The 12,410-nt window shown below is 69.6% G+C and carries 10 protein-coding genes; 2 read left to right on the top strand and 8 right to left on the bottom strand.

Translation table 11 applies throughout. The features are described from left to right. Nucleotides 1-8 precede the first annotated feature (8 nt). Both rsfS and NOV65_RS08410 read left to right on the top strand, forming a co-directional pair. Nucleotides 9-383: a ribosome silencing factor gene (gene rsfS, locus NOV65_RS08405; RefSeq protein WP_257305774.1), complete on the top strand. Its 375-nt coding sequence runs from the start codon at nt 9-11 to the stop codon at nt 381-383. Between the two features lie 12 nt (nt 384-395). Beyond that, the gene (locus NOV65_RS08410) at nt 396-1,649 is read left to right on the top strand and encodes a Glu/Leu/Phe/Val family dehydrogenase (protein WP_257305776.1); all 1,254 of its coding nucleotides are present in this window, start codon (nt 396-398) and stop codon (nt 1,647-1,649) included. A gap of 63 nt (nt 1,650-1,712) precedes the next feature. On the opposite strand, the gene NOV65_RS08415 is transcribed toward NOV65_RS08410, so the two are convergent. The 8 genes from NOV65_RS08415 to NOV65_RS08450 all read right to left on the bottom strand — a co-directional run bounded on the left by NOV65_RS08415 (nt 1,713) and on the right by NOV65_RS08450 (nt 12,267). Then, complete coding sequence (locus tag NOV65_RS08415) at nt 1,713-2,861, bottom strand: DUF4382 domain-containing protein (protein WP_257305778.1); 1,149 nt, start codon at nt 2,859-2,861, stop codon at nt 1,713-1,715. Between the two features lie 151 nt (nt 2,862-3,012). Next, nucleotides 3,013-3,813, bottom strand: a complete 801-nt coding sequence (locus tag NOV65_RS08420) for an NADH-quinone oxidoreductase subunit B family protein (protein WP_257305780.1) — start codon at nt 3,811-3,813, stop codon at nt 3,013-3,015. Further along, a complete protein-coding gene (locus NOV65_RS08425; protein ID WP_257305781.1) occupies nt 3,810-5,324 on the bottom strand; it encodes a hydrogenase large subunit in 1,515 nt (504 codons plus the stop codon). Before NOV65_RS08425 ends, NOV65_RS08420 begins: the two co-directional genes overlap by 4 nt. Beyond that, the gene (locus NOV65_RS08430; protein ID WP_257305783.1) at nt 5,321-6,778 is read right to left on the bottom strand and encodes a proton-conducting transporter transmembrane domain-containing protein; all 1,458 of its coding nucleotides are present in this window, start codon (nt 6,776-6,778) and stop codon (nt 5,321-5,323) included. Before NOV65_RS08430 ends, NOV65_RS08425 begins: the two co-directional genes overlap by 4 nt. A gap of 3 nt (nt 6,779-6,781) precedes the next feature. Further along, nucleotides 6,782-7,417, bottom strand: a complete 636-nt coding sequence (locus NOV65_RS08435; RefSeq protein WP_257305785.1) for a hypothetical protein — start codon at nt 7,415-7,417, stop codon at nt 6,782-6,784. Nucleotides 7,418-7,419: 2 nt separating this feature from the next. Beyond that, nucleotides 7,420-8,322, bottom strand: coding sequence for a respiratory chain complex I subunit 1 family protein (locus tag NOV65_RS08440; RefSeq protein ID WP_425250846.1), 903 nt, complete (start codon nt 8,320-8,322; stop codon nt 7,420-7,422). Between the two features lie 25 nt (nt 8,323-8,347). Continuing rightward, nucleotides 8,348-10,297 (bottom strand): proton-conducting transporter transmembrane domain-containing protein, encoded by a 1,950-nt coding sequence (locus NOV65_RS08445; RefSeq protein WP_257305788.1) that lies wholly within the window; start codon nt 10,295-10,297, stop codon nt 8,348-8,350. Continuing rightward, nucleotides 10,294-12,267, bottom strand: coding sequence for a proton-conducting transporter transmembrane domain-containing protein (locus NOV65_RS08450; protein ID WP_257305791.1), 1,974 nt, complete (start codon nt 12,265-12,267; stop codon nt 10,294-10,296). Before NOV65_RS08450 ends, NOV65_RS08445 begins: the two co-directional genes overlap by 4 nt. Between the last annotated feature and the right edge of the window lie 143 nt (nt 12,268-12,410).

The raw sequence follows: 12,410 nt of genomic DNA on the forward strand, positions 1-12,410 counted from the left end.
GAGCCCGCATGACCCTTGATTCCCGGCTCGCGACCGTCGTCGACGCCGCCCGGTCCAAGAAAGCCTTCCGCATCCGACTCGTGGACGTGAAGGACATCGCCAGCTTCACCGACACCTTCGCCTTCATGAGCGGGGGCAGCGACCGCCAGAACCGCGCCATCGCCGAGGCCATCGAGGATGCCCTCAAGCTGGCCGGCGAACGCCCCATCTCGCGCGAGGGCGAGACCAACGGCAATTGGGTGCTGCTCGATTTCGGCAACCTTGTGGTCCACGTCATGGACGAGGAGACCCGCCGGCACTACAACTTGGAGGGGCTCTGGAGCGCCGGCCGCGAGCTGGAACTGCCCGCCGAGGCCCACCCCGCATCCGATGCACGTCCGTAGGAGATGACCTCCATGCCGACCGATCAGACCAACGCCTTTGAAGCCATGCAGGCCCGCCTGCGGGTCGCCTCCCAGCTGTACGGTCTGGATGACGCGCTCTTCAAGGTGTTCATGGCCCCCAGCCGGTCCATGATCGTGAGCCTGCCCGTGCTCATGGACAGCGGCCACTGGGAGGTCTTCACGGGCTACCGGGTGCAGCACAACATCGCCCGCGGGCCCGCCAAGGGCGGCATCCGCTACGACATGAACGTGACCCTGGACGAGGTGAAGGCTCTCGCCGCCTGGATGACCTGGAAGTGCGCCGTGGTGGATGTGCCCTTCGGCGGCGGCAAGGGCGGCATCGTGTGCGACCCCTCCCGCCTGAGTCTCGGTGAGAAGGAACGCCTCACCCGCCGCTACATCGCCGAGATCATGGACATCATCGGCCCCGACCGTGACGTGCCCGCCCCCGACATGGGCACGGACGCCCAGACCATGGCCTGGGTGCTGGACACCTACTCCATGCACGTCCGGCAGACCGAGAATGCCGTGGTGACCGGCAAACCCCTGGGCCTGGGCGGCAGCCTGGGCCGCACCGAGGCCACGGGCCGCGGCATCCTCATCACCGCCCGGGAAGCCATGCAGCGCCTGGGCAAGCCTCTCGCCGGCGCCACAGTGGCGGTGCAGGGCTTCGGCAACGTGGGCAGCCAGGCCGCGCGCCTTCTACATGAGGCCGGAGCCCGCATCGTGGCCATCGGCGACATCCAGGGCGCCATCAAGAACGATCGCGGCCTGGACATCCACGCCTTGCTCAAGCATGTGGCCGAGGCCCGCACCGTCGTGGGCTTCAAGGGCGCCGAGCCCCTGGACCCCGCGACCCTCCTGACCCATCCGGTGGACATCCTCGTACCCGCGGCTTCGGAGAACCAGATCACGGAAGCCAACGCGGCGCAGGTGCGAGCCAAGGTCATCGTGGAGGGCGCGAACGGTCCCACCACGCCCGAGGCGGACCCCATCCTCCTGGAGCACGGCGTCCTCGTGGTGCCCGACATCCTGGCCAACGTGGGCGGCGTCACCGTCAGCTACTTCGAGTGGGTGCAGAACCGCCAGGGCTTCTACTGGCGCGAGCGCGAAGTCAACGAGCGGCTGGTGGACTACATGACCCACGCCTTCCAGGCCACCTTCGCCACCACCGACAAGTACAAGACCAACCCCCGCATCGGCGCCTACATCCTGGCCCTGGACCGCGTGGCCCAGGCCATGAAGTACCGCGGGTTCTACGCCTAGGCCACCTGGGCCCCGGACGCGAAGAAGGGGCGCGAGGCGCCCCTTCTTCGCGTCCGGGCGCTGCTACAGGCCCAGGTCGACAGTCACGGTGACGCCGGTCGTCACGGCGGCGGCCTGGACGGTGGACGTGGTCACCGTCGTGGTCCCATCTCCGTTCAGGGTAGTCCGCACGGCCTGCACGCTGTAGGCCCCGGCCGGCACAGTCGCGAACCCATAGGTTTCCGTGGACGTGCCCACGATGGCCATGGTGCTGTCGACGATGAAGGCGTGGCTGCCCGACGTGGGAGTGGCGAGCGTCTGGAGGAGGTTCACCGCATCACTCTGGCTGCTGATGGCCACGGGCGTCAGGCCGCCTGACACGCCACCGGTGGCCGCGTCCGCAGTGAAGGCCGTGTTGTAGATGAACACGGGCGTGGTGCCACTGAGGGCGAAGCCGTCGCTGGCCTTGGCGTCATAGGCCTTGGGTGTGGCTCCCGCCACGGGCTGGCTCACCACGTAGTAGGTGGCACCCACGGAGAGCAGGTCCAGGGTGTAGGCGCCGGTCGCGTCGGTGACAGTGCTGCGGGCGATGCGCGCGTTGCCGGAACCATCCAGGGTCTCGGCATAGACCACGGCCCCGGAGATCCCCGCCGTGGTGGTGGCATCGGTCAGCTTCCCGGAGATGGAGCCCGTGACGATCTTGTCGTAGGCCCAGATCGTGGGCCGCAGGAGGTACTGGCTCGACGCTCCGGCCTGCACCACCTGGATGGAGTGGGCCGCATCGAAGTCGATCCACACATCCTTCGTGGTGCCCGCCATCACGTCAAAGCTCACGATCAGCTTGACGCCCGTCTGGAGGCCCGAGGGCACGGTGAGGGGCTGCACGCTGCCGTCCGCCAGCTTCACGGTGTTGCCCGCGCCGAGGACCAGCCGCATCTGCTGGTAGTGACCCGCCGGCAGCGTGACCCCGGAGGCCAGCAGCTCGCTCACGCCGCCCGTGAGGCTCAGCAGGTTGTAGGTCTTGTTCGGGGTGCCGAGGGTGATCCAGCCGCCGTTGCCGCTGATCTCCACGGTCTGGATGTTGACGTTGACCTCCTGGTAGCCGCTGATGGGACCATCCACCAGGTGGACGTTCATGGATCCGCTGCCGGAACCGGAGGAGCCTCCGCAAGCCAGCAGGAAGGCCAGACCGAACCCGGCGGCCATCGCGATCATTCCACGCCATCGACTCATGTTTGCCTCCTCAGGGATATTGAGTCCCGGGAACAATCCTGGGTTGAACCCCCAGAAGCTCCATAGAATCCACAAGAGGCTTTCCTATGAATGTTTGAACAGGCGTTCGGATTCCTCCCAGTCCTGCTTGCCGATGGAGTGTGTACTTTGGTTACACTTTTGAGCTTATTCCCGGCCGAACCTCACCCTCGGCTCCCAGCCTTCCCAGCAGGCGCAAGAGGCCATCCAGGATCGTCAGCGGGTGCGGCGGACAGCCGGGAATGAAGAGGTCCACGGGCAGCACGCTCGAGGCTCCGCCGAGTTGCTCCCCCTGCCGGAAGTACGGGCCCCCGGCGATGGCGCAGGCGCCCACGGCGATCACGAGCTTGGGGTGGGCCACAGCATCGTAGGTCTTGCGGACGGCCAGCTCCATGTTCCGCGTGATGGGGCCGCAGATGAGCAGGCCGTCGGCATGGCGGGGCGAGGCCACGTACTGGATGCCGAAGCGCCCGAGATCCCAGGCCAGGGTGCCCAGCACGTTCACGTCCACCTCGCAGCCGTTGCAGCCGCCCGCGCTCACCACCCGGAGCTTCAACGAGCGGCCGAAGAGCCGCTTCAGCTCCCCGTGCAGGGCCTCCGCGAGGCGGTATTCCGCGTCCGGCTGCAGGACCAGATCCTCCCGCGTGCGGGTGGCGAGGCGATGTTCCTGGGTGAACGCAATGGCACCCTCCGGGCAGGCCTCCACGCAATCGGGACAGAACAGGCAGCGGCCCAGGTCCACCTCGGGACCGGCGGGACCGAGCCGGATGGCTTCGGTCGGGCAGACGTCCGCGCAGACCCGGCAGCCTTCCGGGCAGCGCTCCGCCTCGATCTGGGGGCGACCCCGGAACCGCTCGGGGAGTGCGGGCAGTGCCCTGGGATAGGGGAAGGTGCGGTAGCCCTGGCGCCAGCGGGAGAGCAGGATGTGGATCATAGGTCGTGCCCGCAGTAGGAGAGGTTGAAGCTCTTGTTGCACAGGGGGAAGTCGGAGACCTGCTCCCCGCGCAGGGCCAGGGCGAGGCCGAACCAGTTGTGGAAGGAGGGATCCACGATCTTGTAGCGGGCGAAGCGGCCCTGGGCATCCGTCCAGGCCAGATGGAGCACTTCCCCGCGCCAGCCTTCCGTGAGCGATACGCAGAGCTGCACGGGAGCGAGCGGTGGCAGGGGTGCCGGCTTGGGTGTGGCCGCGCTGTCCGCCAGGGCGGTCAGGGCCGTGGAGAGGAAGCCTGAGCTCGCCCCCGCCTCCAGCCAGCGCACCCAGGCCCGGGAGTGCACGTTGCCGCTCTCGGCCTGCGCCACGGGGATGGGACGCTCCCCGTACGGTCCGAAGGGATGGTCGTGGCGCACGTCTCGGCCCAGCCCGCAGGCCCGCGCCGCCACGCCCACCAGCCCGATCGCGCGGGCCTGGTCGGAATCCACACGCCCCGCCGCCTCGAAGCGGATCATCACGGAGGCGGCCCCCCAGAGCAGCTCCACCGCGTCTTTCGTATCCGCCCAGGCGCGCTCCAGACGCGGCCGCATCCGGGCGGCCAGGGCGGGTTCCAGCTCCTGGCGCAGGCCGCCGGGGCGCAACCAGTCGCGGCCCAGGCGGCTGCCGCAGCCTTCGGCGCTCAGGTTCAGCCAGTCGCCGCGGATGCGGCCGCAGAAGGAGGCCGTGGGCAGGAAGCCCACATCACCCGACAGCGCACCGAGGTCCCCCACGTGGTTGGCGACGCGCTCCAGCTCCAGCGCCACGCCCCGCACCAGATCCACGCGGGCCGGCACCTGGAACCCCGCCAGGCCCTCCAGCACGCGGCAGTAGGCCCAGGCGTGGGCGATGCTGCTGTCCCCGCAAGCTGTCTCCGCCTGCTTCAGGCTGAGGGGATGGGGACCGCCGAGCAGCGCCTTCTCCACACCGCGGTGCTGGTAGCCCAGGGCGATCTCCAGGTGGAAGACCCGCTCGCCGTGGCACTGGAAGCGGAAGTGGCCGGGTTCTATGACGCCCGCGTGGACCGGCCCCACGGCCACCTCGTGGACCTCTTCGCCCTCCACGCGGAAGAAATCGGCGACACCGGGAACGGGCACTCCGCCCCGTCTCCAGGGATCCGGCGCGCCGTTCCAGGGAAGGTGGAAGCGCACGGGCTTCAGCCAGGGATGGCCCTCGGGGATGATGCCGCTCTGCTCGGCGATCTCGCGTTCGAAGAGGTGGGCCTGGGGGCAGTCCGGCGTGAGGGCGGGATAGCGGGGGGCGTCCAGCCTGGCCCGCAGGACGCGAAGGGCGTGCCCCGCATCATCAGCGAGCACAGCGTAGAGATGCAGATCGACATCCGCACAGAGGCAGGCGAGTCGATCCCCTTCCTGGATGCGCCGCAGGATGATGTCGCGGAAGTCGCCCACGGGAAACTCGGGTACCTCTCGCAGAGGCAGGCTCTGGCCGTTGCGGAGGATCGGCAGATCGGCACTCATCGCTGCACCTCCATCCGGGCGGTCAGGACGCCATCCACGGTGGTGCTGGCGTGGTCGAGCATGGCCTGGAGCGGGCGCGGCATCCAGATCCCCAGGACCAGGGCCAGTCCCAGGGCGACGATGAGGGGCGCCGTGGTGGCCGGTGCGTCCTTGTAGGGGGTGCGGACCCGCTGGGCGCTGGGCGTCCCGAAGACCACCTGGACCACGGTTTCGCTCATGGCCAGGAAGATGCCGCCCAGCAGGATGAGAAAGGCCGATCCGCCCAGGAGGTGGCCGGTGCTCAGCGCTCCCGAGGCGATGTTGAACTCGCTGAGGAAGGGTGCGAAGGGCGGCATGCCCGTGATGGCAAGGAACCCCAGGAGGAAGAGCCAGCCAGACACCGGCGTCCGCCGGAGGGCGCCGGTGACGAAGGGCAGCTGCTTGCTGGCGTAGCTGCGGTGGATGTTGCCCGCCGACAGGAAGAGCACGCTCTTCACCAGGGCGTTGGCGGCCAAGTGGAAGAGGGCGAACTTCGCGGCCAGGCCCCCGATGCCGATGCCGAAGACCAGGATGCCCATGTGCTCGACACTGGAATACGCCAGCAGGCGTTTGATGTCCGTCTGCCGCACCATGAAGACCAGCGCCCAGGCCATGGAGAGCATGCCGAAGGCCACCAGCAGCTCGCGGGCGAAGGCCCCCTCGCCGGCCGCGGCCACCACCGCGTAGATCCGCAGCAGGGCGAGAAAGGCGCAGCTGGTGACGCCGCCCGCCAGGAGAGCTCCGACAAGACCCGGCGTCTCGCCGTAGGCATCCGGCTTCCAGGTGTGGAGGGGCGCCAGACCCATCTTGGTGCCGTAGCCCACCAGAGTCAGCACGAAGCCGGCCCGCAGCCAAGGGCGGGACAGGAGGGCGCCGTTCTCCATGAGCCGCGTGTAGCGCAGGGGTTCCTCCAGTCCGCCCATGTGCGCCGCGTAGGCGATGAACAGGGTGCCCAGCAGCGCCAGCGCGATGCCCACGGAGCCGATGACCAGGTACTTCCAGGTGGCCTCCAGGGAGCGGCGGTTGTGGTTGAAGTAGATGAGGGGCGCCGAGACCAGGGTGGTGGTCTCCATGGCCACCCAGGCGATGCCGGGATGGCGGGCCTGGGCCAGCAGCGAAGCCAGGCCGAGGAAGCCGAGGAGACAGGTGGAGAGCACGCGGTGGTCACGCTCTGGGCGCAGGGCCAGGTAGGCCGGGGCGTAGAAGGCACAGATGCAGAACAGCACGCTGATCACCAGCAGCACCCAGCCACCCAGGGCGTCGAGCCCGAACCAGGCCGTGGCCGGCAGGGTCCGCCAGCCGGCCAGCGCCACGAGCAGGATCCCGAGGTGGAGGAGGCCCACGGCCGGCAGGATCCAGGCGCGGAGGGCGGGCGAGGAGACAGCGAAGGCCACGACCGCGGCCAGGAGGGGGACGAGAATGAGGAGCCACACCATGGGTCAGTCCTTCAGCTCGGCCAGGTGCCGGGTATCGGTGGAATCGAAGGCCACGCGGATGTGGTTGATGACGATGCCCATCACGAAGATGCCCACGAAGAGGTCCAGCAGGATCCCCGCCTCGACCAGGGCCGGCATGTCCTCCACCAGCAGCAGGCCGAACAGGTAGATGCCGTTCTCCAGCACCAGGTAGCCCACCACCTGCGTGAGGGCCTTCCGGCGCGACACCAGCAGCAGGAAGCCCGTGAAGAGCGTGGCCAGCGAGGCGGGCACCAGCAGGGTGTATTCCGTGCCCGCCTTGAGCGGGAGGTTGTGGGCCAGCACCAGGCTGAGGCCCGTGCCCAGAGCGCAGAGCATGAGCGACACGGTGTAGCCGATGTAGGGATCGACCTCGCGCTGGATGTGGACCTGGCGCAGGGCGCGGCGGAACAGGAAGGGGATGAACCAGCCCTTCACCGTTACGGCCGCGATGGCGAGCAGGACGATGTGGAAGTGGCGGCCCAGGCCCATGGCCAGGGGCATCAGACCGAGCAGCACGCCCTGGAGTACGGCGAACTGGATGGCCTTGCTGACGCGGCTGGTGGCCACGAGGCTGAAGTTGGACAGCATGGTGAGGGCGATGAGCAGGTCGGGGAGCATGGCTACACCAGCATCAACAGGAACGCGAAACCGGTGGCCAGCACCCCGGCCACCAGGAACTGCGGGACCTTCGTCATGCGGAACCGCGCCATGGAACTCTCCACCAGACCCACCCCCAGTGCGAGGCCGGCCAGGGCCGCATAGAACGCCAGCCAGTTCTGCCAGGCGTGCGGGGCGCGGGGCAGGGCCGGCGTCAGGATGAGCGCGCCCAGCACCAGGAGCTTGAGGCTGGCGCCGTAGAGCACCAGGGCGAGGGGGCGGCCCGAGTGATCAAGCACCATCACCTCGTGGATCATGGTGAGCTCCAGGTGGGTATTGGGGTCGTCCACGGGGATGCGCGAGTTTTCCGTGAGGTAGACGATGGCCCAACCCGCGAGGACGAGAATCAGGGGCCCCGTGAACCGCGCCGTGAGCGTTCCGGGAAAGGCCAGCATGGTCCCCAGCGACAGGCTGGAGGTGGCTTTGGCCAGCGCCGCGAAGCCCAGGAACAGCGCGGGCTCCGCTAGCGCCGAGAAGGTCGCCTCCCGGGCCGCGCCCATGCCTTCGAAGCTGGAGCCCGTGTCGAGGGCGGAGAGGATCGTGAGGAACCGGGCCAGCCCGAAGAGGTAGGCGAAGAGAATGACATCCCCTTCGAACGAGACCGGCGCGGGCGTATGCCCGAAGGGGACGAGGCTGGAGGCGGCCAGGCCCGCGGCCACGCCCCCCACGGGACCGGCGAGGAACACCCAGGTGGTGGTGCGGCTGAAGACCGCCTGCTTGCGGGCGAGCTTGGCCAGGTCGTAGTAGAGCTGGAATACGGGCGGTCCCTTCCGCCCGGCCATCAGGGCCTTGGTCTTGGCGATCAGGCCGGGGATCAGGGGCGGCAGCAGCAGCACGGTGAGTCCGTGCAGCAGGAACTGGAGCATCGTCGGGAGCAGGGATCGAATCATGTCAGGCCACCATCCAGACCAGGAGCGCAAGCAGGGTGAGCAGGACGTACAGCAGGTAGACGGGCAGCGCCCCGCCCTGGGCCACGCGGAGCAGGGAAGCACCGCGGACGGCAAGTCGCAGCGCGGGAACCGCCGTGCGATCGAGAACCGGATCGGGCACATGACTTTCGTACCGCGTGGGAAGCGGGAACCAGCCCGACACCCTGGGGAGATGCACCACGGGCCGCAAGGCCCAGCGGAGCCCTCGCACCAGGCCACCGGCGAACGACGAGGCCGTGTACTGCATGCGGGCCTCCGGCGCCGCGTAGCCGCAATCCCAGGTGGGCCGGTCGTCCCCCCGCGGCATGGGGCGGAGCCAGCGCCAGAGCAGGAGGGCCAGCAGTCCCAGGGCCAGGGCCACCATGGAGATCATGGGAAGGCCGGCCAGGGCGGGCAGGGCCGCGCCGGTCGCGGGGCCCATCGCATCGGCGACGCGGCCGAGGGCGGGTGCGAAGAGGATGGGCGCCACGCCGATGGCCAGGCAGGCGAGGGCCAGCAGCCCCATGGGCAGGAGCATCGTGCGCGGGGCTTCGTGGGCTCGGGCCGCCATCCCGGTTCTAGGCAGGCCCAGGAAGACCGCACCGAAGGCCTTGGCGAAGCAGGCCAGGGCCAAGGCCCCGATGAGGGCCAGGGACAGGAGGATCACCACGGGCCAGCCCTGTCGGCCAGGCCCCAGATCCGGTCCTAGCCCCCGGAAGGCCCCCAGGTAGATCAGCCATTCGCTCACGAACCCGTTGAGGGGCGGCAAACCGCAGATGGCCCAGGAACCGGCGAGGAAGGCCCCGGAGGTCCAGGGCATGCGCTGGCCGAGCCCCCCCAGCCGCTCCAGATCGCGGGTGCCCGTGGCGTGCAGCACCGAGCCCGCCGACAGGAACAGCAGCCCCTTGAAGAGGCTGTGGTTCAGCACGTGGAGCAGGGCCCCAGCGAAGCCGAGGGTCTGCATCACCGGGTTCCCCAGGCTCTTGCCGAGGGCGCCGAGTCCCAGGCCCAGCAGGATGATCCCGATGTTCTCGATGGAGTGGTAGGCGAGCAGGCGCTTCAGGTCGTGCTGGCCCAGGGCGAAGGCCACGCCGAGGACGCCCGACAGGGCGCCCAGCGCCACCAGGGCCCCGCCCCACCAGATGGGCGGATCCGGTACCCAGGACAGGAACCGCACCATCCCGAGGATGCCCATCTTGAGCATCACGCCGGACATCAGCGCGGAGACGTGGCTGGGGGCGGCCGCGTGGGCCGGCGGCAGCCAGAAGTGCAGCGGCAGGACGCCGGCCTTGAAGCCGAAGCCCAGCAGGAACAGCGCGAACAGGGCCGTGCCGCCACGGGTGGCGGCCAGGCCCGCCGGCAGCGCCGCAAAGGCCGAATGCCCCTGGACCTTGGCCAGCAGCGCGAAGGCCGCGAACAGGAGCAGGGTGCCGGTGTGGGTGGCGACCAGGTAGATCCAGCCGGCCCGCCGGGTTTCGGCTTCGCGATCCTCGGCCATCACCAGCAGGAAGGCGGCGATGGCCATGCCCTCCCAGGCCAGCAGGAAGGTCAGGGCGTGGGAGGCCATCACCAGCATCAGCAGCGAGGCCGTCAGGAGCCCGTAGATCAGACGCAGGGCCGGCGTGTTGCCCCGGCGGCCCTCCCAGTAGCCCAGGCTGTAGAGCGCCCCACAGGCAGAGAGCAGCAGGACCGGCACCGAGAAGAAGGCAGCCAGCGGATCGAGCACCAGGAGCCCCGAAGAGCCCAGCGATGTCGTGCGCAGGGTGACCGCTCCACCCGGGCCGCCTGACAGCACCCGCAGCGAAGCCCACAGACCCGCCACGGCCGCCAGGCCCAGCAACCCGGCCGCCACCTCCCCGCCCCTCCGCCGCAGGAACAGCCCCGGCACACCGGAGGCCGCCGCGGCCAGGAGGGCGAGAAGGAAGAGGCTCATCCCAGCAGCCTCGCCCTCAGCAGCATCCAGAGGAAGACGCCCAGGAGGGTCAGCAGCACGTAGAGGAGGTAGACCGACAGGTGGCCCGGTTGCAAGCGGCGGAACCGCAGCAGGCGCTCGGCAAGGCGGGCCACCCGTGGCGCCAGGAACACCTCGCCGAAGGGTTCGCGGAAGGCCTGCCGGAACGAGGCTCCACCCGGGAACAGGCCCCGCAGATGGGGGAGCCGCCTCCGCAGCCCCGGTTGGATCGGAGCCCAGGCATCCGCGAAGGAGCTGCCGGTGTACTGAGCCCGAACCGCGGCCGCGGCGTAACCGCAGCCCCAGGTCGGCAGGTCCGCCTGGGCGGCGTCCGGGATCTGGCTTTCCGGTCGGCGGAGCCAGGCGAGGCCCACCCCGACCAGCACCAGGAGCCCCAGTTCCACGCCGGCGAGCAGGTGGAGGTCCGCGCGAAGGCCCGGCGCAAGCAGGGCCGGCGTCCCGGGGGCCACCACGGCGACAGCGCGGTCCAGCAGGGGCAGCAGGAGGAAGGAGCCCAGCCCCACCGCCAGGCAGAGCCCTGCGAGGACAGCCATGGGCAGCAGCATGGAGGCGGCGGGGTCGTGGGCATGCTCCACGGCCTCGCTGCGGGGCGAGCCCAGGAACAGCGTGCCGAAGAAGCGTGCGAAGGCCACCGCCGCCAGGCCCCCCGCCAAGGCTAGGGCCACCAGGCCCAGGGCCGCGGACCAGGGATAGCCCCGGGCGAGGGAACTGAAGAGGCCCCGGTAGAGGAACCATTCACTGAGGAAGGCATTGAAGGGAGGCAGCGCCGTCACCGCCAGCACCGCTGGGAAGAGCACCAGGGCCGTGCGGGGCATCCGCCGGGCCAGGCCGCCCAGCGCTTCCATGTCCCGGGTGCCCGTGGCGTGCAGGATGGCTCCCGCCCCGTAAAACAGAAGGCTCTTGAAGAGCGAGTGGTTCCAGAGGTGGAAGAGGGCGCCGCCGAAGCCCAGGGCCGTCAGCCACGGGTCGTGCGTGGCCCGGCCCGTCCAGCCCAGGCCCACGCCCATGAGGATGATCCCCAGGTTCTCGATGCTGGAATAGGCCAGGAGCCGCTTGTAGTCCCGCTGCGCCAGCGCGTTCCCCACGCCGTAGACGGCCGTGAGGGCGCCCAGGGCCAGGAGCGCGCCGCCCACGCCCCGGGGAATCCCCGGCAGCAGGCTCGATACGCGGAGCAGGCCGTAGATGCCCGTCTTGAGCATGACCGCGGACAAGATGGCGGAGACGTGGCTGGGCGCGCTGGCATGCGCCGAGGGCAGCCAGAAATGCAGAGGCAGCACTCCCGCCTTGAAGCCGAATCCCGCCAGGGCCAGGAGGAGGATGCCGCCCTCGAACAACGGCGAGGTGGCAGTCGGCAGGGCGATCCACAATAGCCCGCCCATCCGCTGGGCCATCAGGATCACCATGGCCGTCAGCAGCAGGGTGCCGGTGTGGGTGCAGGCCAGGTAGACCCAGCTGGCCCGTCGGACCTCCGGCCGCTCATGTTCAGTGCCCACCAGGAAGAAGGCCGACACCGCCATAAGCTCCCAGGCCACCAGGAACACCAGCCCATGCCGGGCGATGAACAGCAGCGTCATGGCCGCCACGAGCAACCCATAGAAGAAGCGCAGCGAACGGCCCGAGCCCCAGGGCGTCTGGATCGGCCAATAGCGCTGTCCATAGATCAGGCCGAGCCCCCCGACTAGGTGGAGGGGGAGCAGGAAGGCCGCGGACAGGGCATCCAACTCCAACCGGGCCGGCAGGCCCCAGACCTGGAAGACCAGGCCCGAGGTGGCCCCCCCGAGCAGGAGGTGGAGCGCTGCCCCCAGGGCCAGGAGGCTGCCCAGGAGGCCGAGGCCCGTGGCCAGGCGCTCGGGTGGCCGCGAGGAGGCGGACAGCAGGGCCCCTGCGAACCAGCATCCGGAGGACGCGAGGACCAAGGCCACATCCAGCATCTGCACGCTCCGGGTTCAGGAAACGACCCCGGCGGATCAGGTATTGGCTGGGGCCACCCTGGGAAGGGGGCTCGTCATCAGATGGGCCGAGATCGGTTGGGCCCATGCTACTCCCAACCCGGGCGTGTCTTCAAAGCAGATAC

Source organism: Geothrix campi, assembly GCF_024609265.1.
Classification (GTDB): Bacteria; Acidobacteriota; Holophagae; order Holophagales; family Holophagaceae; genus Geothrix; species Geothrix campi.

Excerpts from the sequence above, each read along its gene's own strand:
- NOV65_RS08440 (WP_425250846.1), bottom strand. The coding sequence starts at position 8,322 with ATGCTCCAGTTCCTGCTGCACGGACTCACCGTGCTGCTGCTGCCGCCC.
- NOV65_RS08420 (WP_257305780.1), bottom strand. The coding sequence starts at position 3,813 with ATGATCCACATCCTGCTCTCCCGCTGGCGCCAGGGCTACCGCACCTTC.
- NOV65_RS08410 (WP_257305776.1), top strand. The coding sequence starts at position 396 with ATGCCGACCGATCAGACCAACGCCTTTGAAGCCATGCAGGCCCGCCTG.
- NOV65_RS08445 (WP_257305788.1), bottom strand. The coding sequence starts at position 10,297 with ATGAGCCTCTTCCTTCTCGCCCTCCTGGCCGCGGCGGCCTCCGGTGTG.
- NOV65_RS08415 (WP_257305778.1), bottom strand. The coding sequence starts at position 2,861 with ATGAGTCGATGGCGTGGAATGATCGCGATGGCCGCCGGGTTCGGTCTG.
- NOV65_RS08450 (WP_257305791.1), bottom strand. The coding sequence starts at position 12,267 with ATGCTGGATGTGGCCTTGGTCCTCGCGTCCTCCGGATGCTGGTTCGCA.
- rsfS (WP_257305774.1), top strand. The coding sequence starts at position 9 with ATGACCCTTGATTCCCGGCTCGCGACCGTCGTCGACGCCGCCCGGTCC.
- NOV65_RS08435 (WP_257305785.1), bottom strand. The coding sequence starts at position 7,417 with ATGCTCCCCGACCTGCTCATCGCCCTCACCATGCTGTCCAACTTCAGC.
- NOV65_RS08425 (WP_257305781.1), bottom strand. The coding sequence starts at position 5,324 with ATGAGTGCCGATCTGCCGATCCTCCGCAACGGCCAGAGCCTGCCTCTG.
- NOV65_RS08430 (WP_257305783.1), bottom strand. The coding sequence starts at position 6,778 with ATGGTGTGGCTCCTCATTCTCGTCCCCCTCCTGGCCGCGGTCGTGGCC.